This window comes from Rhizobium herbae, assembly GCF_017873135.1.
Lineage (GTDB): Bacteria > Pseudomonadota > Alphaproteobacteria > Rhizobiales > Rhizobiaceae > Pararhizobium > Pararhizobium herbae.
In genome coordinates this window covers 1-20767 of sequence record NZ_JAGGJV010000009.1, presented here as the reverse complement: position 1 = coordinate 20767, position 20767 = coordinate 1, and the positions used below count along the sequence as shown (strand labels likewise).

At 61.4% G+C, this 20767-nt stretch carries 20 protein-coding genes; 14 read left to right on the top strand and 6 right to left on the bottom strand.

The window, feature by feature from the left end; all coding sequences use genetic code 11:
* Positions 1-221 precede the first annotated feature (221 nt).
* The 9 genes from J2Z75_RS22285 to J2Z75_RS22245 all read left to right on the top strand — a co-directional run bounded on the left by J2Z75_RS22285 (position 222) and on the right by J2Z75_RS22245 (position 8936).
* Positions 222-1409: a glycine C-acetyltransferase gene (locus J2Z75_RS22285; protein ID WP_209854980.1), complete on the top strand. Its 1188-nt coding sequence runs from the start codon at positions 222-224 to the stop codon at positions 1407-1409.
* 189 nt (positions 1410-1598) lie between these two features.
* Positions 1599-2633 (top strand): L-threonine 3-dehydrogenase, encoded by a 1035-nt coding sequence (gene tdh / locus J2Z75_RS22280; protein ID WP_209854979.1) that lies wholly within the window; start codon positions 1599-1601, stop codon positions 2631-2633.
* Between the two features lie 484 nt (positions 2634-3117).
* Positions 3118-5169, top strand: a complete 2052-nt coding sequence (gene rpoD, locus J2Z75_RS22275; protein ID WP_209854978.1) for an RNA polymerase sigma factor RpoD — start codon at positions 3118-3120, stop codon at positions 5167-5169.
* A gap of 200 nt (positions 5170-5369) precedes the next feature.
* Entirely contained in the window at positions 5370-5684 is a 315-nt protein-coding gene (locus tag J2Z75_RS22270) for an ArsR/SmtB family transcription factor (RefSeq protein ID WP_209854977.1), read from the top strand.
* Entirely contained in the window at positions 5681-6040 is a 360-nt protein-coding gene (locus J2Z75_RS22265; RefSeq protein ID WP_209854976.1) for an SRPBCC family protein, read from the top strand. The genes J2Z75_RS22270 and J2Z75_RS22265 overlap by 4 nt, the downstream gene beginning before the upstream one ends.
* A 44-nt stretch (positions 6041-6084) precedes the next feature.
* Positions 6085-6708, top strand: a complete 624-nt coding sequence (locus J2Z75_RS22260; protein WP_209854975.1) for an ATP-dependent Clp protease proteolytic subunit — start codon at positions 6085-6087, stop codon at positions 6706-6708.
* 136 nt (positions 6709-6844) lie between these two features.
* Positions 6845-7138, top strand: coding sequence for a GYD domain-containing protein (locus J2Z75_RS22255; protein ID WP_209854974.1), 294 nt, complete (start codon positions 6845-6847; stop codon positions 7136-7138).
* 62 nt (positions 7139-7200) lie between these two features.
* Positions 7201-7578, top strand: a complete 378-nt coding sequence (locus J2Z75_RS22250) for a DUF427 domain-containing protein (protein ID WP_209854973.1) — start codon at positions 7201-7203, stop codon at positions 7576-7578.
* 161 nt (positions 7579-7739) lie between these two features.
* Entirely contained in the window at positions 7740-8936 is a 1197-nt protein-coding gene (locus tag J2Z75_RS22245) for a DUF930 domain-containing protein (RefSeq protein ID WP_209854972.1), read from the top strand.
* A gap of 17 nt (positions 8937-8953) precedes the next feature.
* Here the strand turns inward: J2Z75_RS22245 and J2Z75_RS22240 are convergent, their stop codons facing one another.
* A complete protein-coding gene (locus tag J2Z75_RS22240; protein WP_209854971.1) occupies positions 8954-9412 on the bottom strand; it encodes an SRPBCC domain-containing protein in 459 nt (152 codons plus the stop codon).
* A 58-nt stretch (positions 9413-9470) separates the two neighbouring features.
* Between J2Z75_RS22240 and J2Z75_RS22235 the strand changes: the two genes are divergently transcribed.
* Positions 9471-9794, top strand: coding sequence for an ArsR/SmtB family transcription factor (locus tag J2Z75_RS22235; protein WP_209854970.1), 324 nt, complete (start codon positions 9471-9473; stop codon positions 9792-9794).
* Positions 9795-9801: 7 nt separating this feature from the next.
* Here J2Z75_RS22235 and J2Z75_RS22230 read toward each other — a convergent pair whose 3' ends face one another.
* Positions 9802-10257 carry a VOC family protein gene (locus J2Z75_RS22230; protein ID WP_209854969.1) on the bottom strand — a complete coding sequence of 152 codons (456 nt, stop codon included), beginning with the start codon at positions 10255-10257 and terminating at the stop codon, positions 9802-9804.
* A 174-nt stretch (positions 10258-10431) separates the two neighbouring features.
* Here J2Z75_RS22230 and J2Z75_RS22225 point away from each other — a divergent pair, with 174 nt between their 5' ends.
* The 4 genes from J2Z75_RS22225 to J2Z75_RS22210 all read left to right on the top strand — a co-directional run bounded on the left by J2Z75_RS22225 (position 10432) and on the right by J2Z75_RS22210 (position 14467).
* A complete protein-coding gene (locus tag J2Z75_RS22225) occupies positions 10432-11079 on the top strand; it encodes a PadR family transcriptional regulator (RefSeq protein ID WP_209854968.1) in 648 nt (215 codons plus the stop codon).
* A 25-nt stretch (positions 11080-11104) separates the two neighbouring features.
* Positions 11105-11917, top strand: a complete 813-nt coding sequence (locus J2Z75_RS22220) for a siderophore-interacting protein (RefSeq protein WP_209854967.1) — start codon at positions 11105-11107, stop codon at positions 11915-11917.
* Positions 11918-12056: 139 nt separating this feature from the next.
* On the top strand, positions 12057-13022 hold the full coding sequence (locus J2Z75_RS22215) for an adenylate/guanylate cyclase domain-containing protein (RefSeq protein ID WP_209854966.1): 966 nt from the start codon (positions 12057-12059) through the stop codon (positions 13020-13022).
* A 191-nt stretch (positions 13023-13213) separates the two neighbouring features.
* Complete coding sequence (locus J2Z75_RS22210) at positions 13214-14467, top strand: sensor domain-containing diguanylate cyclase (RefSeq protein WP_209854965.1); 1254 nt, start codon at positions 13214-13216, stop codon at positions 14465-14467.
* Between the two features lie 581 nt (positions 14468-15048).
* On the opposite strand, the gene mqo is transcribed toward J2Z75_RS22210, so the two are convergent.
* The 4 genes from mqo to J2Z75_RS22190 form a co-directional block, all read right to left on the bottom strand.
* Entirely contained in the window at positions 15049-16761 is a 1713-nt protein-coding gene (mqo, locus tag J2Z75_RS22205) for a malate dehydrogenase (quinone) (RefSeq protein WP_209854964.1), read from the bottom strand.
* Positions 16762-16918: 157 nt separating this feature from the next.
* Positions 16919-18112 (bottom strand): TCR/Tet family MFS transporter, encoded by a 1194-nt coding sequence (locus J2Z75_RS22200; protein WP_209854963.1) that lies wholly within the window; start codon positions 18110-18112, stop codon positions 16919-16921.
* A gap of 396 nt (positions 18113-18508) precedes the next feature.
* Positions 18509-19354 carry a class I SAM-dependent methyltransferase gene (locus J2Z75_RS22195; RefSeq protein ID WP_209854962.1) on the bottom strand — a complete coding sequence of 282 codons (846 nt, stop codon included), beginning with the start codon at positions 19352-19354 and terminating at the stop codon, positions 18509-18511.
* Between the two features lie 111 nt (positions 19355-19465).
* Positions 19466-20296: an APH(6)-I family aminoglycoside O-phosphotransferase gene (locus tag J2Z75_RS22190; protein ID WP_209855316.1), complete on the bottom strand. Its 831-nt coding sequence runs from the start codon at positions 20294-20296 to the stop codon at positions 19466-19468.
* Between the last annotated feature and the right edge of the window lie 471 nt (positions 20297-20767).

Genomic DNA, 20767 nt, shown 5'->3' with positions numbered 1-20767 from the left:
ATACTGGACTCAGTCAATTAGTTTTTGTTGTCTCGGCCTCTTCGCAGCGTCAATGTGAAGGCCGCGTGCTGTTTTGAAACACCCTTCGTCGCATCCGGACAAGGCCGGCCGATCGTCCTGTCGCGTCAACGCCGCCGCCCGCCGCTGTCTTCTGCTTTCTTCAGCGCAGGAATATGATAGGTCTCCATCGCAACCCGATATCAGCTTGGAAAGCGGCCTTCATGACGTCAGCCTTCATCAAACATCTGTCCTCCGAACTCGAAGGCCTGAAGTCCGCCGGGCTCTACAAGACCGAGCGCGTGATCGTCTCCAAGCAGGCCGGCGAGATCGAGGTCGCGTCCGGTGCCAGGGTGCTGAATTTCTGCGCCAACAACTATCTCGGCCTTGCCAACAACGCGGAACTCGCCGAGGCCGGCAAACAGGCGCTCGACCGCTACGGCTACGGCATGGCCTCCGTCCGCTTCATCTGCGGCACGCAGGAAGAGCACAAGCAGCTGGAAGCCCGCATCTCGTCCTTCCTCGGTCTGGAGGACACGATCCTCTATTCCTCCTGCTTCGACGCCAATGGCGGGCTGTTCGAGACGCTCCTGAACGAAGAAGACGCGATCATCTCCGATGCGCTCAACCACGCCTCGATCATCGACGGCGTGCGCCTCTCCAAGGCAAAGCGCTTCCGCTACGCCAACAACGACATGGCCGCTCTCGAAGAGGAACTGAAAAAGGCCGAAGGTTCGCGCTTCAAGCTGATCGCCACCGACGGCGTCTTTTCCATGGACGGCATCATCGCCAATCTGCAAGGCGTCTGCGATCTCGCCGAAAAATACGGTGCCATGGTCATGGTCGATGACAGCCACGCCGTCGGTTTCGTCGGCAAGCATGGCCGTGGTTCGGCCGAATATTGCGGCGTCGAGGGCCGGGTGGACATCATCACCGGCACGCTCGGCAAGGCGCTCGGCGGCGCCTCCGGCGGCTATACGTCGGCAAAGGCGGAAGTGGTCGACTGGCTGCGCCAGCGCTCGCGTCCCTACCTGTTTTCCAACACGCTGGCTCCCGTCATCGCGGCCGCCTCGCTGAAGGTGTTCGACCTGATCGACAATGGCGATGCCCTGCGCGCGCGGCTGGAAGCCAACGCCATCCTGTTCCGCACTGAAATGAGCAAGCTCGGCTTCACGCTGGCCGGCGAGGGACACCCGATCATCCCGGTGATGCTCGGCGATGCGTCGCTTGCCCAGGCCTTTGCGGCAAAAATGCTGGAAAAAGGGGTCTACGTCGTCGGCTTCGCCTTCCCGGTCGTCCCCAAGGGCCAGGCACGCATCCGCACCCAGATGTCGGCCGCCCACAGCGAGGCGGACGTTCGGCGGGCGATCGCGGTGTTCGAGGAGGTCGGCAAGGAACTGGGGGTGATTTGATGCCCCTGCCTCCCCCTTGTGGGGGGAGGTCGCAGCGAAGCTGCGGGTGGGGGTGACCACCGCGAACACCAAGGTCAATTGCATATGCCGCAGATCATCCCACCCCGTCGCTGCGCGCCGACCCTCCCCCTCAAGGGGAGGGTGGAAGACATTCGCCGCCGATGACAAAAATATTCTGAGGAACCACCCATGACCAACATGATGAAAGCCCTCGTCAAATCCAAACCGGAAGTCGGTCTCTGGATGGAAAACGTGCCAGTGCCGGAACCCGGCCCCAACGACGTGCTGATCAAGGTGAAGAAATCCGCCATCTGCGGCACCGACGTGCATATCTGGAACTGGGACCAGTGGGCGCAGAAGACCATTCCGGTGCCGATGGTGGTCGGCCACGAGTTCGTCGGTGTGATTGCTGAGATCGGTTCGGCCGTCACCAGGTATCATGTCGGCGAGCGCGTCTCGGGCGAGGGGCACATCGTCTGCGGCAAGTGCCGCAACTGCCGGGCGGGCAGGGGACACCTCTGCCGCAACACGCTCGGCGTCGGCGTGCATCGGCCCGGCTCCTTCGGCGAATATGTCTGCATTCCGGAATACAATGTCGTCGCCATACCCGACGAGGTGCCGGACGAGGTCGCCGCGATCTTCGATCCCTTCGGCAATGCCGTGCACACCGCTCTATCCTTCGATGTCGTCGGCGAGGACGTGCTGGTGACCGGCGCCGGGCCGATCGGCATCATGGGGGCGATGGTTGCCAAACGCTCCGGCGCCCGCAAGGTCGTCATCACCGACATCAATCCGGTGCGGCTGGCATTGGCTGAAAAGATGGGCATCGATTATGTCGTCGATGCCTCGAAGGAAAACCTGTCGGACGTGATGAAGCGCATCGGCATGACCGAGGGTTTCGATGTCGGGCTGGAAATGTCGGGGGCTGCCCCTGCCTTCCGCGACATGATCGACAAGATGAACAATGGCGGCAAGATCGCCATTCTCGGCATTGCGCCGACCGGTTTCGAGATCGACTGGAACAAGGTGATCTTCAAGATGCTCAACCTGAAGGGCATCTATGGCCGCGAGATGTTCGAGACCTGGTACAAGATGATCGCCTTCGTCCAAGGCGGCCTCGACCTGTCGCCGATCATCACCCACCGCATCGGCATCGACGATTTCCGCGATGGCTTCGAGGCGATGCGCTCGGGCAATTCCGGCAAGGTGGTGATGGACTGGTAAGTCGGCTGGTGCTTGAGACCATGCATCTCCAAGGTCGTGGCCTTGGGCAGTCTTCTTGTCCGCGCGCAGATTCCGCGGGCCCTTGTCTTTTGATGAACAGTTCCTACATTCCGGGCATGGAACTGAATCCCTGAAGCACACAGCTTGATTCAGCCTTTTTTGCCGATTTGAACGGTTTTTCGCCGGAAATGCTTGACGGGACCGAAAATTGTGGGAATCACCATTTCTAACACAGAAGGTGAAATGGGTACGGCGGATACGACCATCATGAAAATGATGTCCAGATGGCACTGCTGTCGCAGCCGGCCGGTGGAACCGCGGTGACTATCGTGGTTAATCAGGAATTAAATATCATCCCTTTACGTCAGGGGTAATGATTCGCGGTGGGAGCGGTTGACGCGCCCACGCCCTCCCGGGGGTTTGGCCCCTGAAAGGGTTTGCACCGCTCACACGTTGAATGCTGTCCAGGAAAGCGACGATATAAATGGCAACCAAAGTCAAAGAGAACGAAGAAGCAGAAGCCGAACGCGAAGGCGCACCCGACGGCCCGCTTCTCGATCTCTCGGATGACGCGGTCAAGAAGATGATCAAGGCCGCCAAGAAGCGCGGCTACGTGACCATGGACGAGCTGAACTCCGTCCTGCCTTCCGAAGAGGTGACCTCCGAGCAGATCGAGGACACGATGGCGATGCTGTCCGACATGGGCATCAACGTCGTCGAGGACGAGGAAGCCGACGAAGGCCCCGCCGCTGCCGAGGAAGAAGACAGCGATTCCGACGGCGAGAGCGAAGGCGGCGAACTGGCGCCGTCGAGCGGCACAGCCCTTGCCACTGCCAAGAAGAAAGAACCGACCGACCGCACCGACGATCCGGTGCGCATGTACCTGCGCGAAATGGGCTCGGTGGAGCTCCTGTCGCGCGAGGGCGAAATCGCCATTGCCAAGCGCATCGAGGCCGGCCGCGAAACGATGATCGCGGGCCTCTGTGAGAGCCCGTTGACGTTCCAGGCCATCATCATCTGGCGCGACGAACTCAACGAAGGCAACACGTTGCTGCGCGAGATCATCGATCTCGAAACCACCTATTCCGGTCCGGAAGCCAAGGCGGCACCGCAGTTCCAAAGCCCGGAAAAGATCGAAGCCGACCGCAAGGCGGCCGAGGAAAAGGAAAAGAACCGCAAGCCGCGTGCCGGCGACGACGACGTGACCAATGTCGGCGGCGAAGGCCAGCCGATGGAGGAAGAGGAAGAGGACGACGACGAATCGAACCTCTCGCTCGCCGCCATGGAAGCGGAACTGCGTCCGCAGGTCATGGAAACGCTCGACATCATCGCCGAGACCTACAAGAAGCTGCGCAAGCTGCAGGACCAGCAGGTCGAAGCCCGCCTGCAGGCGACCGGCACGCTGTCGCCGGCCCAGGAGCGCCGCTACAAGGAGCTGAAGGACGAGCTGATCACGGCTGTGAAGTCGCTGTCGCTCAACCAGAACCGCGTCGACAGCCTCGTCGAGCAGCTTTACGATATCTCCAAGCGTCTGATGCAGAACGAGGGCCGCCTGCTGCGTCTGGCCGAATCCTACGGCGTCAAGCGTGATAGTTTCCTGGAGCAGTATTCCGGCGCCGAACTCGATCCGAACTGGATGAAGTCGATCGCCAATCTGGCCGCCAAGGGCTGGAAGGAATTCGCCAAGAACGAAGGCACGATGATCCGCAACATTCGCGGCGAGATCCAGAATCTCGCCACGGAAACCGGTATCTCGATCTTCGAATTCCGCCGCATCGTGTCGATGGTGCAGAAGGGCGAGCGCGAAGCCCGCATCGCCAAGAAGGAAATGGTCGAAGCCAACCTTCGCCTCGTCATCTCGATCGCCAAGAAATACACCAACCGCGGCCTGCAGTTCCTCGATCTCATCCAGGAAGGCAATATCGGCCTGATGAAGGCGGTCGACAAGTTCGAGTACCGCCGCGGCTACAAGTTCTCCACCTATGCGACCTGGTGGATCCGGCAGGCGATCACCCGTTCGATCGCCGACCAGGCCCGCACCATCCGCATTCCGGTGCACATGATCGAGACGATCAACAAGATCGTCCGCACATCGCGGCAGATGCTGCACGAGATCGGCCGCGAGCCGACGCCTGAAGAACTGGCAGAAAAGCTCGCCATGCCGCTCGAAAAGGTCCGCAAGGTCCTGAAGATCGCCAAGGAGCCGATCTCGCTCGAAACCCCGGTGGGTGACGAAGAGGATTCGCATCTCGGCGACTTCATCGAGGACAAGAACGCGCTGCTGCCGATCGACGCCGCCATCCAGGCGAACCTGCGCGAAACGACGACCCGGGTTCTGGCATCGCTCACCCCGCGCGAGGAACGCGTCCTGCGCATGCGCTTCGGCATCGGCATGAACACCGATCATACGCTTGAGGAAGTCGGCCAGCAGTTCTCGGTCACCCGCGAACGTATCCGCCAGATCGAAGCCAAGGCGCTGCGCAAGCTCAAGCACCCGAGCCGGAGCCGCAAGCTGAGAAGCTTCCTCGACAGCTGATCCGGCAAAAGCAGATTTGACTACCACGAGCGGCCCGGATGCGGCCGCTCGCTGCAATGTGGAATACTCTCCATTTCTTTCAGCCGCTTTGATTTGTCGCGAAACCTGGAGTTTCACGACGGCGAGCCCGCATGACCCTTCCCGACTGATCGTGAATCATTGAGCTTGCGAATCGCATAAGTGTGTGCTTATGTGTCGGCATGATTGAGAACGATATCTTCAAGGCTCTGGCCGATCCGACCCGCTGTGCGATCTTCGAGAAACTGGCATCCGGCAGCATGAACGCCAGTGCCTTGCGGCAGGGCATTGAGATCAGCCAGCCGGCCATGTCCCAACATCTTTCGGTTCTGCGCAATGCAAAACTCGTGCGGGAAGAACGGCAGGGCCGTTTCGTAAACTACGAGGTCGATCCAGATGGCTTGGCGCTGATAGCCGGATGGCTGGCGAAGTATCGCGCCTACTGGCCCGCACGCATCGACGCTTTGAAAGTCTTGCTGAGGGATATGGACCAATGAACGGTATCGAGGTTGAGGAGCAGGCGAAGGACATAGTGCTCGAATACGAACTCGAGGCATCACCTGAAAAAGTCTGGCGAGCGATCAGCATCCCGGCGTTTCGCGAGAAATGGCTGCCGAAACGGCAACTGGCCGATGCCGAGCCGGTCTCCTCGACGCCCGGCGAGGAAATTCGCTACAGAATGCGGGACGACGAGCCGCCCTTCCTCGAAAGCATCGTGGCGTTTCAGCTCAGGCCCAATGCCGTTGGTGGCACCAGGCTTAGAATCATCCATGAGCTGGCGGATGCGCGACTGGAGCGGCCTCCCCGAAGGGCTGCCAACACCAACCGGTTCTGCCTGATGCGCGCCGCCTGACGGCTCGCTTCTCCCCAAAAATTCTGGAAAGAAGGAATTCGCCGATGCGCGAAGCGATGCAACTCGTCCCCATGGTGATAGAGCAATCAAGCAGGGGCGAGCGGTCTTTCGACATCTACTCCCGCCTTTTGCGAGAGAGGATCATCTTCCTCAACGGCGAGGTGAACGACGCCGTCGCGTCTCTGGTTTGCGCGCAACTTCTGTTTCTGGAAGCGGAAAATTCCAAAAAGCCGATCAGCCTTTATATCAATTCTCCCGGCGGTGTCGTGACAAGCGGCCTGGCCATGTATGACACTATGCGCTTCATCCGTGCGCCGGTGCATACGCTGTGCATGGGAACGGCCCGTTCGATGGGATCGTTCCTGTTGATGGCGGGCCAGTCAGGTGAGCGGACCGCCTTGCCCAATGCCAGCATCCATATCCATCAACCCCTGGGAGGCTTCCAGGGACAGGCATCGGACATGCTCATCCATGCCGAGGAAATGAAGCGGACCAAGCACCGTATGACGCGGCTCTATGCCGAGCATTGCGGTCGCAGCTTTGACGAGTTCGAGCGCGCCATGGATCGCGACCGTTTCATGACGGCAGAGGAAGCCGTGGAATGGGGGCTCATCGACCGCATTCTGCAGGTTCGTGAAGAGGACCAACTTGAATCCGCAGAGATATAGCGATCGCTGGCATCCGGGGGCGGTCGGGTTGCTTCCGTTTTCACTGTTTGCGGTCGTGCGCATCAGGCGTAAAATCCCTCCCGGATGCGGAGATGAGGCGATGCTTTGCGAGATGGCGTCGCAGGGGAGGTGTGCTATGACCATGTATATCTTGCTGATCAACTGGACGGAGCAGGGCGTCAAGAATGTGCGCGAGTCACCGAAACGTCTCGACGCGGCGAAGAAACTGCTGAAGGATATGGGTGGCTCGTTCAAGGACTTCTATCTGACCATGGGCGACCATGACATGGTGGCGGTCTGCGAGGCGCCCGACGACGCGGTTGCCGCGCGTTTCGCCCTTTCTCTCGGAATGGGCGGCAATGTGCGCACCCGCACGTTGAAGGCATTTCCGGAAGCCGCCTATCGCGAGCTGATCAACTCGCTGGGCTAGGGCGCGTCGTGGCGATCCCGGCAGGGCCACGCTGACGAAGCTTTTGTCGTGAGGAGAACCGGATGCATGAAAAACCGATGAAAATTCCAGGCTCCGATCATCCGATCACCATCACGCCGAACCCGGGCCGCGTTGTGGTGACGGCCGGCGGAGAAACCGTCGCCGACAGCTGCAATGCGCTCACTTTGCGCGAGGCGTGCTATCCGGCGGTACAGTACATCCCGCGCGCCGATGTCGATATGGCGCGTTTGGAGCGCACCGACCATGCCACCTATTGCCCCTACAAGGGCGATTGCTCCTATTTCAGCGTGCCTGCCGGCGGCGAACGGCTGGTGAATGCCGTCTGGTCCTACGAGGCGCCCTATGCTTCGGTCGACGCGATCAAGGGTCACCTGGCCTTCTATGCCGATCGCTTCGAGATCACCGGCCGCGAGGCTTGAGCGAGGGGCGTGGTTCGGCGCCGTGCGTTCGCGGATCGCTAGGAACGCGGCAAGTCGCGTGCTACTGAGACGTGAGCCGGCCGAACACACCGGCGGAATTTTGTCTTTTCCCGTTCCCGCCGGTCACGCTCCGGTCAGTATCCGGCCGTATTCACCGACACATGCAGCAGACTCTGAAAAAATGGCGGGGAACATTCGGCGCGGGGCTTGTCGCGTCGCTCGTGCTGCATGTCGTGCTTGCCGTCGTGCTGCTTTTCCGCCTGCCGCTCGATCCGCCGCAGCCTGAGAAGGAGGAGACGGTCAAGGTCGAGATGGTGCCCGAACCCGAGAAGAAGCCGGAGCCTGAGAAGAAGCCGGAACCTGAAAAGAAACAGGAACCCGTGGCGAAGCCGGAGCCAGAAACCAAGCCGCAGGAAAAGCCCGAGCCGCAGCCAAAGCCGGCGGAAGACGCAAAGCCCGTCGAAAAGCCGGTCGAACAGGCCGAGAAAAAGCCTGCGGCGAAGTCTGAAGAGCAGCCGGCGAAAAAACCGGAGACAAAGCCTTCCGAAGCGCAAAAGCTGGAAGAGCGGAAAGCGGAGGCTGCGCTACCCCTGCCGCAGGCATTCGAGTCTGCCGCAAAGGAAGGCGGCAAGGAAGCGGGCGGTGATCGTCCGTCGGAGCCGGAGAAAAAGCCTGATAGCGAGCCCCGGGCCGAACGTTCCATCCCGCCGGTTGAGAGCGTGCCGCAGAAAACCGAGCAGGATCTTGGCAAGCCGCAGGACAAGCCGGTGGAGACGCCCACTGTCGCCAAGCCGCCCGAACTCGATCTGCCGGAATCGGCGAATGCCACTGATGTGTTCAACGAAGGTGAGGCGCTGATCGAAAACGTGCCGACACCACAGACGCGACCGAAAGACATCGCCACGGACAATAAGGCGGTGAGCCAGGAGATTGCGTCGGCTGACGCTCTGACCGCGGAAGCGAGACCCCAGCGCCCGCCATCGGAGTTGAAGAAGGCAAGCGAACTCTATTCCGCCAAGACGCTTTCGGATCCCCGTATCCATCAGGCGCTTGGCAAGCTGCCGAAGGAACGGCGGATTGTGCAGATATGCATGATCGAGACGCTGGAGCAGGTCCGCCGTGCCCGGCCGGATACCGTGCCGCAAGGGCTGTTTTTCGATCCGCGCAATGGGTCGCCGATCTCGGGCGAGGTTATGACGGCCAATGGCGCCGCCTACAAGACTGCCGGAGGATGGATCGACGTCGATTTCAAATGCACCGTCAATGCCGACGCTGACGGGATCACCGCCTTCAGCTTCGCGGTTGGTGGGTCGGTGCCGAAAAGCCAGTGGCAAGCGCGGCGGTTTCCGGCGGAGTGACCCGCCGCGCCTTTTTCCTACTTGTAAAACCCCTCGCGCAGGTTGAGGCCGTGTTCCAGCCAGACTTTCATGGCGCAGAGCGCGCCCGTCCAGCCCTCGCAATTGCCGTAGGATCCCTTGAGCCCGCCGGGCGTTTCGGGCCAGCCTTCCTCGGTGATCGCCACCAGCGTCCGCCCGTCGTCAAGGGCCTCGAAGGTCATGGTCACCGTCGTGTCGTAGCCGACCGGCTGCGGGCTGCCCTCGTTTGCCGCCCACTGGAAGACGATCTTCTTGTCCTTGACCACATCGACCACCTTGACCGGAAAGGCGCCGGGAAAATCGTGGAAATCCCAGGTGACGGTGGCGCCGGTCTCCAGTCGGCCCTTGGCGCCGCCGGTGGTGAAATAGCGTGACAATTGCGCCGGGTTGACCACCGCCTCGAAAACCTCTGCGACCGGTTTGGCGATCCGGCCGGCGACCCTGAATTTCAGTTCCATGATGTTTTCCTCCCGTTTTCTGCTTGTTCTGGCTCTCATTATGTTATAAAAAAATAACATGTCAATCGATGATGAAAACGATAGAATCTTCAAGGCCTTGGCTGCCTCCAGCCGACGCATGATGCTCGATATGCTGAAGGACCAGCCGCAGACGACGGGAGAATTGTGCGCGCGGTTTCCAGCGCTCGACCGCTGCACGGTGATGCAGCACCTGAAGGTTTTGGAAGAGGCGGATCTGGTGATCGTCAGGCGCGAGGGCCGCGAGCGCTGGAACTATCTCAACCCGCTGCCGATCAAGGATATCCACGACCGCTGGATCGGCGCCTATGCCGCACAGGCGGTCAGTCTGCTCGCGCGCCTCAAGGATGACCTCGAAGGGTAGGGGCGGGTCAGCCCCCGGCCGCCGCCTTTTCCAGCGCGGCCACGTCCAGCTTCACCATGCGCATCATCGCGTCCATGGTTCGTCCCGCCCTGGCCGCATCGGGATCGTTGAGCAGTCGCATCAACGCATCGGGGATGATCTGCCAGGAGACGCCGAAGCGGTCGGTCAGCCAGCCGCATTGCTGCGCATGTCCGCCTTCCAGCAGGCTGTCCCAGTAGTGGTCGACCTCCGCCTGGTCGGCGCATTTGACGAAGAAGGAGATGGCGGGCGTGAAATGATAGTGCGGACCGCCATTCAGGCCCATGAATTCCTGGCCTTCCAGCTCAAAGGCGGCGGTAAAGGTTTTTCCGTCCGGGCCGCGCTTGTGATAGGTCACCTTCGCATTCCTGAAAATCGATGTGTAGAATTCCAGCGCCTCGTCGAGGCGGTCGTCGAACCAGAGAAACGGCGTGATCTTCTGCATGCTCTTTTCCTCCCTTTGAATGTCTCCCCGCTTCGGGCGCCTCCGCACCCTCCCTCCCAGTCAACGCCCATCCGCCGAAAAAGGCCAGTCGAAAAATCGCCGCGACCCAGCTTGTTTCATCGAAAAACATATCGTAAGATATGTCTAGTGTTACATCTTACGAAGGGAAATAGTATGCGCGGACGTCACGGCGGACATCATGGGCACCCCAATCACGCTCATCCGAGTCACGACGGCTCCTGCCGGGAGCGTCATGCTCACGGACGCCACGGTCCAGGACGTTTCGAAGGCGGCTTTGCCTCACCGGGCGGTTTTCGCGCCGGCCGCAAGCTCTCTTCCGGCGATCTGCAATTGCTGATCCTGGCGCTGCTCGCCCGCCAGCCGGCCCATGGCTACGAGTTGATCCGCACCATCGAGGAACTGTCCGGCGGCTTCTACGTGCCGAGCCCCGGCATGATCTATCCGGCTTTGACCTATCTCGACGAAATCGGTCATGCGACGGCCGAAGCGGACGGCAACAAGAAGCTGTTCAGCATGACGGACGCTGGCCGCGCCGCGCTCGAAGCTGACCGGGCAGGGGCCGATCGCATTATCGAAGGGCTCGGCCGCATCGGCTCAAAGATGGATGCCGTGCGCGATGTCATTGAGGGGCGGGGACCGCCGTCGGGCGAGGACCCGGAAGCCCATGGCCACCACGCGCTGGAAATCGCCCGCCAGGCCATCAAGGCCTCGCTCTTCCACAAGCGGGGCTGTTCGCCGCAGGAGGCGACACGGCTGGCGGATATCCTGCGCCGCGCTGTCGAAGAGATCAATCGCGGTTAGCCGCACCCAAATTGAAGGACTTCCCATGACCGAAAGACACGCCGTCGCGCGCGTCCGCCACGAACTGCGCCGCCGTCTTCTGACCGTGAAGACGGCCGAGCGCCTGACCCCGCAGATGGTGCGCGTTACCTTGACCGGCGACGATCTCGCCGGCTTCGTCAGCGCCGGCTATGACGATCACGTCAAGCTTTGCCTGCCTCTGGCCGGGCAGGATACCCCTGTCTGGCCCGCAGGTCCGGATGCGCCAACTCTCCCCGAGGGCACCGTTGCCTCCCCCATGCGCGATTTTACCCCGCGCCGCCATGATGCCGCGGGCGGTGAACTGGTGGTCGATTTCGCCATCCACGAAGCCGGTCCCGCGACGGAGTGGGCGTCGGCCGCCGGACCGGGCACCACGCTCGGCGTCGCAGGCCCGCGCGGTTCCTTCGTCGTCACCGACGATTTCGACTGGTATCTGCTGATCGGCGACGAAACGGCACTTCCCGCCATCGGCCGCAGGCTCGAGGAGTTGCGCGCGGACGTACCGGTCATCGTCATCGCCACCGTTGCGAGCGCCGAAGAAGAACAGACCTTCGAAACCCAATCCATACTCGAAACCCGCTGGGTCCACCGCCCGCTGAGCCGCGCCAGCGATCCCGCCCCCTTGCTCGACGCCGTCAAGGCGCTGACCCTGCCGGAAGGCGACGGCTACGTCTGGATCGCCGGCGAAAACGACACGGTCAAGCTGCTGCGCAAGCATCTGGTCGACGAACGCGGCCACAACCGCGCCTGGATCAAGGCTGCCGGCTACTGGCGCAAGGGCAGCGCCGGGTTCCACGAGAACCATAACGAGGGGTGAAAACTCCGCTGAAGGGCACAGGACATAACGGCCGCGCGCACGGAGTGTTCGCGGCCGTTCCGTTTCCCATTCGGGGCGATCCTGGGTATTCATGCGGACGCAATCGGGTTAGTTTCCTCGCCTGAAGACAGGAGACATCATGAGCGAGACGCGACGCAAGCTGACGACCATCTTCTCCGCCGATGTTCAGGACTATACGCGCCTGATGGGCGCGGACGAGGAAGGCACGCTGGCACTGCTGAAGCGGTATCGGGATGCGATGTCGCGCCTGATCGGGTCGCATGGCGGGCGCGTGATCAACACCTGGGGCGACGGGGTGATCGCCGAATTCCCGAGTGTCGTCGAGGCGGTGCGTGCCGCCGTGGACGTTCAAAACGAGCTGGCCGGCCTCAATGCGGTGCGGCCGGCGGATGGCCGCATGCTGTTTCGCATCGGCATCAATCTCGGCGATGTGATTGTCGAAGGCGACGACATCTATGGCGACGGCGTCAATATCGCTGCGCGGCTACAGGCCTCGGCGGCGGCCGGCGGGATCGTCATATCGAATACGGTCTATGATCAGGTCCGCAACAAGGTGGCTGTCGGCTTCGATTTTCTCGGACCGCTCCAGATCAAGAATGTCGCGGATGCCGTGCCGAGCTATGCCGTGCGCATCGGCGACGCCACGGGCGAGGCACCGCCACCGGTAACAGTCGTGCATCATCAGGATGCCGCCCCGGCAAAGTTCGGCCCGCAACCGGGCGCAAGAGAAGCGGGTGCAAGAGAAGCGGGTGCAAGAGAACCGGACGCAGGAAAACTGAACATAAGTGCCGGCAGGAAGTTTGGTCTGCTTTCCCTGGCCGTCGCTGCCCTGGTTGCCGTCAACCTTTTGTCCTGGCGCGGCGTTTTCTGGGCAGCCTGGCCGCTTCTCGGCCTTGCCTTTCTGGTCGTCATGGCCTGGGTTCGGACGCAGACCCGCATCGACCGGCGCCTTGCCGCCCTCGGTGTCGTCGGGCTCGCCACTGTCGCCATCAATCTTTTGGCCTGGAATGGAACATTCTGGGCGATCTGGCCGCTTCTGGCCGTCGCCGTTGCTGCCGGCGCTCGATGGATGACGCGCGGTTGAGGCCTTGCCGGGGTTTTATGAGAATCATGGCGCAGGCCGTAAGGCATGGGTGTGTTCAAGGTGGCGGATTGCGGTTGACGCAAGCTGAAGTGAAACTTTGCGTCATTTGGCCATGGGGTTGCGTCACCGCTCAATTCTTCGTTAATTTATTGACCGCATCTTGATTCCGGTCCTTGAAGGGAATGCAGGAAATGGCAGTCGCAAGGATATTCGGAAAGTCCTCCATGGAGGCGTTGCAGCGGGAGACTGATCGCCTGGCTGCGCTGGAACGCCTCGACCTCCTCGACACTCCACGGGACGAAGGCTTCGATCGGATTGTGCGATTGATCAAGGCTGTCTTTGCGGTCGATATCGGGCTGGTGTCCCTGATCGACGCACATCGCCAGTGGTACAAGGCTTGCTCGGGCCTTTCATCCGACGAGGTGTCGCGCGAAGACACGTTCTGCCGCCATGTCGTCGATCGTGAAGAACCGATTGTCGTGACTGATGCCACGAAAGACCAACGTTTTTCGTACCATCCGGCCGTGACGGGGGAGACCCATATCCGGTTTTATGCAGGCGTACCGCTGAAAACGAAAGAGGGGCATATAATTGGAACGGTATGCGCGATCGACCGCAGCCCGAGATCGTTCGGCAACAGGGAACTCGCCATTCTCGAGGAACTGGCGGGCGCCGCGATGGACCGGATCGAGTTGTTGCAGTCGGCAGCAACCGACAGCTTGACTGAGGCCTTGACGCGGCGTGCCTTCAAACAGGAGGCCGATCTGTTCATCTCCCTGGCCCTGCGCCATCAGCATGATCTGTCCTGCATCGTCCTCGACATCGATCACTTCAAACAGGTCAATGACACCTACGGGCATGCCGCGGGAGACGAAGTTCTGAAATCGGTGGCGGCGACCTGCAAGGCGGCGCTGAGGGCGGGGGATCTGTTCGGCCGTCTCGGGGGCGAGGAGTTCGCCATCATCCTTCCGCATGTCGACCGGGAAGGCGCTGTCGCCGTCGCTGAAAAAGTGAGAAGCGCAATCTCGTCGCAGCCAGTTTGTGGCGACTACGGCACGCTGAGCGTCACGGCCAGCCTGGGCATAGCGGGACTGTCGATCGTCAGCAAGGACATAGAGACCCTGCTGGCCCAGGCGGATGCTGCCATGTACCAGGCCAAGAACAGGGGCCGGAACCGTTGCGTTTCGTGGAGCACCGTCCAGGCTGAACATACGATGGGTTCGAGGCGGCGGGTGCTGAAGGCGGGTTCCATCCTGTTCAATGATCGGCGCTCGACCATTGACTGCACGGTCAAATCTCTCGGCATCGATAGCGCCGGCCTTTCCGTTTCCAGTTCCGCCGGCATTCCGCCCGAATTCGTTCTGTCTATCAAGGGGGAAGGATTCGAAACCAATTGCCAGATCATCGCGCAAGACCGGCAAAACCTCGAAGTGGTTTTCAGGTAACTCGGCTAGCAGGTAACCCGGCTAGGTTATTTGGGCTGAGAGCCCCGGATGCAGTCACACGCGGCGCCTGAAAAAGCATATCGTTGTCGTCTCCGCCGTCAGCACGTCGTTTCCAACGGCGGAAGAAACGACGAGTTCAGCCATTCTTGCCGATCGCAGAATTCACCATGCCGGCAGGCGACGGCACCCTCTGAATTGCCGGCTAAAACGCAAAAGCGGCGCCGTATCTTGCCGCAGAGTGTGGCTTAATACCAGCGCCCGCGCCCGAACCAGCCGCCGCCGAGTACGAGAACGATAAGAACGATGATGAGAAGTGTGGTGGTATCCATGGACGTCTCCTCGAAGTACCCTGACCATCTCCATCGTGCCTATTTGCACGGTGCGTTGATCATGATGGCACTCCAGCATACTCAAACGTCCGGAACCGGGTTTGGTTCCATTTGCAGGGCGCGCTGGCCTTGCCCCCCTCAAATTCATCCCCGCAATGTCGTGCCGCACCCCTCCCGTCCCGCCGCCGGTTTGCCATGCTGGCGAGGCAAACCGGAGCGTCTGACGAAACTTGGAATGAACCGGACCGGGCGCTAAAGCGCCATGTCCGGAACACGGCGAACATCGCCGGTCGGGGTGGCGGTGCCCGGTTTGCCCAGCGCGGAGGTATCGATGGCCGGCGGGGCGATGGCCAGTTGCAGCCGGTCGGCCGTCCTGGCCCATTCCTGCGCCAGTGCCTGCGGGTCCTCGTTGAGCTTGGTGCCGTAGCTCGGCACGATCGCGCGGATCTTTGCCTGCCATTCGGGCGTGGCGAGCCGGTCGGAAAACACCTTCTGCAGCACATCGAGCATGATGGGGGCCGCGGTGGATGCGCCCGGCGAAGCGCCGAGCAGGGCTGCGACGCTGCCATCCTGCGCTGCGACGATTTCGGTTCCGAGCTTCAGGACGCCGCCCTTTTCTTCGTCGCGCTTGATGATCTGCACGCGCTGGCCGGCCTGCCACAAACGCCAGTCCTCGGCTTTGGCATGCGGGAAATATTCCTGCAGCGCTGCCAGACGGTCCTCGTCCGACATCAGCAATTGCCCGGCCAGATATTCGACCAGATCGAACTCGTCCAGCCCGACGCGGATCATCGGCCAGATGTTGTCCAGCGTCACCGAGGCCGGAAGGTCGAAGTAGGAACCGTCCTTGAGGAACTTCGTGGAGAAGGTGGCGAACGGTCCGAACAGAACGACGCGCTTGCCGTCGAGCATGCGCGTATCGAGATGCGGCACGGACATTGGCGGCGCACCGGTCGAGGCCTGACCATAGGCCTTTGCCAGATGCTGGCTGACAATATCGGGATTGTCGCAGACGAGGAACGAGCCGCCGACAGGGAAGCCGCCGTAGTCGTCGCCTTCGGGAATGCCCGACATCTGCAGCAGGGGCAGGGCGCCGCCACCGGCGCCGAGGAACAGGAATTTCGCGTTGATCGCGCCCTTGTCGGAGCCGTCCTTGGTATCGACATAGCTGACGCGCCAGGTGCCGTCCTCATTGCGCTGGATATCGCGCACCTCGCTGGAGGTGGTCAGCGTGAATGTCGACTGGCTCTTCAGATGCGCGACATACTGGCGGGTGATCTCGCCGAAATTGACGTCGGTTCCCAGCGGCGACCAGGTGGCTGCGAGCTTTTGCGAACGATCGCGCCCTTCCATCATCAGCGGAACCCATTTGGCGATCTCGTCGTGATCGGTGGAGAACTGCATGCCGGAGAACAGCGCGCTCGCCTTCAGCGCTTCGTAGCGCTTCTGCAGGAACTGCGTATTCGCGTCTCCCCAGACAAAGCTCATATGCGGCGTGGAATTGATGAACGAGCGCGGATCCTTGAGAACGCCCCTGTCGAGCTGATGGCTGAGGAACTGCCGCGTGATCTGGAAGGATTCGTTGATCTCGACCGCCTTGGTGATGTGGACGGTGCCGTTCTCGTCCTGCGGCGTGTAGTTGAGTTCGGCCAGGGCAGAGTGACCGGTACCGGCATTGTTCCAGCCGTTGGAGCTCTCCATCGCGACATCGTCCAGCCGCTCGATCATCTCGATGGTCCAGGAGGGTTCCAGTTCGGTGAGCAGAACACCAAGCGTCGCGCTCATGATGCCGCCTCCGACAAGCAGCACATCGACCGTCTTTTCGGAAGGAACCGCCCAGCTCGGCAGCGCGGAAAGGCTGAGGGCCACAGCACCCGTGGCCGCGGAGCCGAGAAGTTGGCGCCGGCTTATCTCGAAACGAGAATGTTCGATGTTCGCGGGGATGTTATCGTCATGAGTGGGCATCTCAAACCTCAAATTGCCTGGCTCCCGATCCTCCCGAGGTGCGCTATAAGCGAAACCCCATACAGTGACAAGGCCCCAGACGGTGACGAGGTCCCCAACATTCACGACGCTATTCCGCCGCATCGTGTGCAACTTTCGGCCTGCTTGATTTGACGCTCTACATTGTTAGGGCCACTGCCGGCCTCTCAAAGCGCAAGCCGAGCACGAGGGGCACGCTGATCGCGTAGACGACGACCACCGACAGCCAGATCGCTCCGGGCCACTCTGACCTGACGACGAAATAGAAGCTGGAGAATGCGAGGGGAGCGGCGATCGAGGCGAGGCTGACCGCCGACGCGAGCACACCCTGGAACTGCCCCTGCTGGCTCTCATCCACCTGCCGGGTCGCCAGCGACTGCAGGGCCGGCACGCCGATGCCGGCAAGCGCGAAAATCGGCATGATCGCGAAGATCATCCAGCTCTCAGTGGCAAACGCCATGCCGATCAGTGCCATACAGGCGCTGGCAACGCCGGTCAGGATCGCTGCTCGCTCGCCGAGCAGCTTGACCGCGGGGCCGGGCAGGAACGCCTGGGCGAGGGTCTGGCAGACGCCAAAACTGCCCAGCGAAAGGCCGATCCAAAGACCGTTCCACTGAAACGTGTCGCTCCCCCACAAGGCCCAGCAGACGCCGTAGGCCTCGCCGGTGGCGCTGAAGACGAAAAAGATGACGATGATGGGCAGCAGGCTCTTCATCGAGAACACCCAGCGCAGCGGCCGCAAAGGGTTGAGCGAAGCCAGATCGATTTTCTCCCGGCTGGGGATGCGTGACTCCGGCAGGATGAAGAACGCCAGGAGGAGGTTGAAGCCATTGAGCGCCGCCGCCGCGATGAAGGGCAGCTGCAGCCAATGGTCGCCGAGGACGCCGCCGAGGACGGGACCGATGATGAAGCCGATGCCGAACATGGCGTTGAACAGGCCAAAGCGGCGCGCGCGCGTGTCCTCGGGGGAAATGTCGGTGATATAGGCGGCTGCGACGGAAGTGTTGGCACTCGTCAGGCCGGCGATGGCCCGCCCGATCACCAGCATCCAGAGACTGGGCGCAAAGGCCAGGAACAGGTAGTTGACGGCCGCTCCGGCGAGCGAGATCAGGAGCACCGGCCGGCGGCCGAGCCGGTCGCTCAGCGAACCGAGTACCGGTGCGAAAACGAACTGCATGACCGCGTAGAGAGCTGTCATGACGCCGATATAGGGCGCGACGTTTTCAGCGTGGGTCACGTCCTCCAGCAGCGAAGGCAGGATAGGAAAAATGAGGCCGATGCCGACGGCATCAAGGACAATGGCAGTGAAGATGACGATGAGTGGTTTGTTCATGACGTGTTCCGATGAACGCGCGCATGCAGCGCCGTTGGGCGCCGATGGCTGCGATTGGGCCCGACGCTGTCAGGCGGTACTTTTTGGGAACGCTGGCCGAGCCATGCTTGAAAGCGCATGGGTGGCGTGTGCTTGACCGCCTGGACGACAATTCGTCCACCTGTTTACTCCGCTACTGGGCGGATCAAGGGAAGCGGTCGCTTTTCGCGACTGCTGTTCATTTACGCCCGAAGACCGTACGCGGCAAGTGCCTTTGTTGGCGATGACGAAGGACTTGATATGAGAGCTGCTCCTGGCCCATGGTAGCGCCATCGGCGTCGCTGCCGCTCCCGATGACGAGGTGCGAGTATCCGCTGTTGGCGTGGAGCGCGCCGATCTCCCCTCTCGCGAACGTTTCTACCGCGTGCCGACAATGACGGTCGCGGTCGAACGAAGCCGTACCTGGCCGTCCTGCATGGACTGTCGCGCCAATGCCAGGACCTCGGCGCGGATTTGCGCTTGCGTCGCCATATCGGCTTTCGCAAGCCCCGCGACCACGGGTGCTGCGATGTCCGTCATGAAGTCCCAGTACCTTTCGGGCGATTGGTGGGTCATGACGGATGAAACCTCCTCCTCGCTGATCTCTGCCAGGCCGGCTTCTTCGAAGGCGGCACGCATCAATCCAGCCGGGGCGCACCGAAAGAGCCCCGGCGATCCGGGCGGCGGCGCGGGCATCTCCACATGACGAGCAATCGTCGACATGATCGTCGTTGCCCACGGGTTTTTGTCCGGCCCGCTCCAGACTGCCGCGCAGATCCGTGTGCCGGGTTTCGCCACCCGTGCAAATTCGCGAGCGGCAAGTGTGATGTCGGGAAAGAACATGAAGCCGAAGCGGCACAAAACGCCGTCGAAGTGCGCGTCGGGGAAGGGTAAGGCTCCGGCGTCGCATGCCTTGGTTTCGAAATTCGACAGGCCACGGCGGGCTGCATTCTCGGCGGCGACCGCCAGCATGCGCTCGGAGAGATCGGTTACGGTCACCCGCCCGCGCGGCACCATAGCCGCCGCGGTCAGGCCAGGTTCGCCGGTTCCGGCAGCAACGTCAAGGACGTGCGAGTGTTCACGCAAATTCGCGCGCCGCAGCATTGCATCACCAAACGGAGCCAGCCAGCCGAGAACCAGCTCGTCCCATTTCTGCCAGCCGGTGGAAAAACGATCCCACGTGGCGCGCTGCTGATCGCGGATCTCATCGAAGCTTCCAGGCATGCCCGTCGTCCTTCCATGAAAGACCTCCCCGGCCGGAGAGGTGCCATATTATGGACCGTCCGGACCGGGTTGCAATCAAATAGGACGCGGAGGCCTCGTTACGAGACGTTGCTAGTATGACGTTTGTCGTACCCGCCTGATTGCCGCCGCGATAGCGAGGTCGCGTTGTTCGTCGTCTCCCTCCACGTTCCAGGCTGCGGAAAGACAACCGTAGCAGAACGCTTGGTCAAGCAGCCGGCGCGGGTCGATGTCCAGAGTCCGGGAGAAGACATCCGTCATCTGCGCGATGCGTCGAGGGTCGAGACAAAGATCGTCTCTGTCAGCCGGGTCGTAGAACATGTTGGCAGCACCAAAGCCTACGTCGCCGATGAGGCCGACGGGATCGATCACCAGCCAGCCGCGATCGGAGAGCATGATGTTTTCATGATGCAGATCGCCATGTAACCCGCGCAGTCTGGTGGCATCGCTTATCAGCCGATCGGCAAGGATCGCCGCGTCGACATAGTCCGTTTGGCGGCCCGCATTTCGATCATCACGCGCCCGCTGAAACAAAGCCTCGAAGCGGTCCCGGATCGGGAGAAGAGCGGAAGGCAGAGGTTCATCTGATGCTGCATACAGCTCAGCCATGAGCTCCGCGGCAATTTCGGTCGCGTGACCGTCGCCCTGTTCGGCAACGACGTGAGAGAGTATGCGCTCCCCTGCATATTCGAGCAGCATCTGATTGTTTTCGCGGCCGAGCAGGCGAACTGCGCCCCTGCCGTTGCGCCATGCCAGATAGTCGGCCCCGCGAAGTTCATCAGCAATGTCGTCTATGGGTTTCAACGCCTTGACGATTGCAGGAGCCCCGTTTGGCAACAGGACTTTCCAGATAAAACTTGAAAACGTGTTTGCAATGAGAACGGGTTCCGAGACATTCCAATGAACAGGAAGATCGAGTGGCATAGACGTCAATGTCAAATCGCAGGTCCAATCGCAGGTGGCAGGCAAGGCGCCCGCGATCCGGTCGTGCGGGGCCAAAATTCTTGCCGCATGATGTTTGGGGATGGATCCTCGGGTCAAGCCCGGGGATGACGACCTTTGGGGTTTGGCCAAGTCGTCGGATACCGAGGAATGCGAAGTGCCTTGTTTGAAACCGCGCGTCCATCCCCTCCGTCATCCGCGTTCATTCCCTCCGTCATCCGCCCCTTTCCTCCGTCATCCTCGGGCCTGACCCGAGGATCCACTCCCAAGCATCACCAGCGCATGCGCCACACCAAAAAAATTCATCCCCGCAAATCCCCGCCCTTTGGTTCCGTGCCATCATGACTTCGTTCCGCCGAGGATACACCGGTTTGCGTTGCCGGCGAGGCGGGGCCGGTGCCCGGACGGTTTGGCGAAACGCGCGCGAAATCCCCGGGGCTGCGTGAAAGGCGG

Bases quoted from the DNA above. Each gene is read 5' to 3' on its own strand.
- J2Z75_RS22245 (WP_209854972.1), top strand. From the start codon at position 7,740: ATGCAGCAGACTCTGAAAAAATGGCGGGGAACATTCGGCGCGGGGCTT.
- J2Z75_RS22260 (WP_209854975.1), top strand. From the start codon at position 6,085: ATGCGCGAAGCGATGCAACTCGTCCCCATGGTGATAGAGCAATCAAGC.
- tdh (WP_209854979.1), top strand. From the start codon at position 1,599: ATGACCAACATGATGAAAGCCCTCGTCAAATCCAAACCGGAAGTCGGT.
- J2Z75_RS22190 (WP_209855316.1), bottom strand. From the start codon at position 20,296: ATGCCACTCGATCTTCCTGTTCATTGGAATGTCTCGGAACCCGTTCTC.
- J2Z75_RS22240 (WP_209854971.1), bottom strand. From the start codon at position 9,412: ATGGAACTGAAATTCAGGGTCGCCGGCCGGATCGCCAAACCGGTCGCA.
- J2Z75_RS22230 (WP_209854969.1), bottom strand. From the start codon at position 10,257: ATGCAGAAGATCACGCCGTTTCTCTGGTTCGACGACCGCCTCGACGAG.
- J2Z75_RS22215 (WP_209854966.1), top strand. From the start codon at position 12,057: ATGAGCGAGACGCGACGCAAGCTGACGACCATCTTCTCCGCCGATGTT.
- J2Z75_RS22225 (WP_209854968.1), top strand. From the start codon at position 10,432: ATGCGCGGACGTCACGGCGGACATCATGGGCACCCCAATCACGCTCAT.
- J2Z75_RS22200 (WP_209854963.1), bottom strand. From the start codon at position 18,112: ATGAACAAACCACTCATCGTCATCTTCACTGCCATTGTCCTTGATGCC.
- J2Z75_RS22235 (WP_209854970.1), top strand. From the start codon at position 9,471: ATGTCAATCGATGATGAAAACGATAGAATCTTCAAGGCCTTGGCTGCC.
- J2Z75_RS22220 (WP_209854967.1), top strand. From the start codon at position 11,105: ATGACCGAAAGACACGCCGTCGCGCGCGTCCGCCACGAACTGCGCCGC.
- J2Z75_RS22195 (WP_209854962.1), bottom strand. From the start codon at position 19,354: ATGCCTGGAAGCTTCGATGAGATCCGCGATCAGCAGCGCGCCACGTGG.
- J2Z75_RS22250 (WP_209854973.1), top strand. From the start codon at position 7,201: ATGCATGAAAAACCGATGAAAATTCCAGGCTCCGATCATCCGATCACC.
- rpoD (WP_209854978.1), top strand. From the start codon at position 3,118: ATGGCAACCAAAGTCAAAGAGAACGAAGAAGCAGAAGCCGAACGCGAA.
- J2Z75_RS22270 (WP_209854977.1), top strand. From the start codon at position 5,370: ATGATTGAGAACGATATCTTCAAGGCTCTGGCCGATCCGACCCGCTGT.
- J2Z75_RS22265 (WP_209854976.1), top strand. From the start codon at position 5,681: ATGAACGGTATCGAGGTTGAGGAGCAGGCGAAGGACATAGTGCTCGAA.
- J2Z75_RS22255 (WP_209854974.1), top strand. From the start codon at position 6,845: ATGACCATGTATATCTTGCTGATCAACTGGACGGAGCAGGGCGTCAAG.
- J2Z75_RS22210 (WP_209854965.1), top strand. From the start codon at position 13,214: ATGGCAGTCGCAAGGATATTCGGAAAGTCCTCCATGGAGGCGTTGCAG.
- J2Z75_RS22285 (WP_209854980.1), top strand. From the start codon at position 222: ATGACGTCAGCCTTCATCAAACATCTGTCCTCCGAACTCGAAGGCCTG.
- mqo (WP_209854964.1), bottom strand. From the start codon at position 16,761: ATGCCCACTCATGACGATAACATCCCCGCGAACATCGAACATTCTCGT.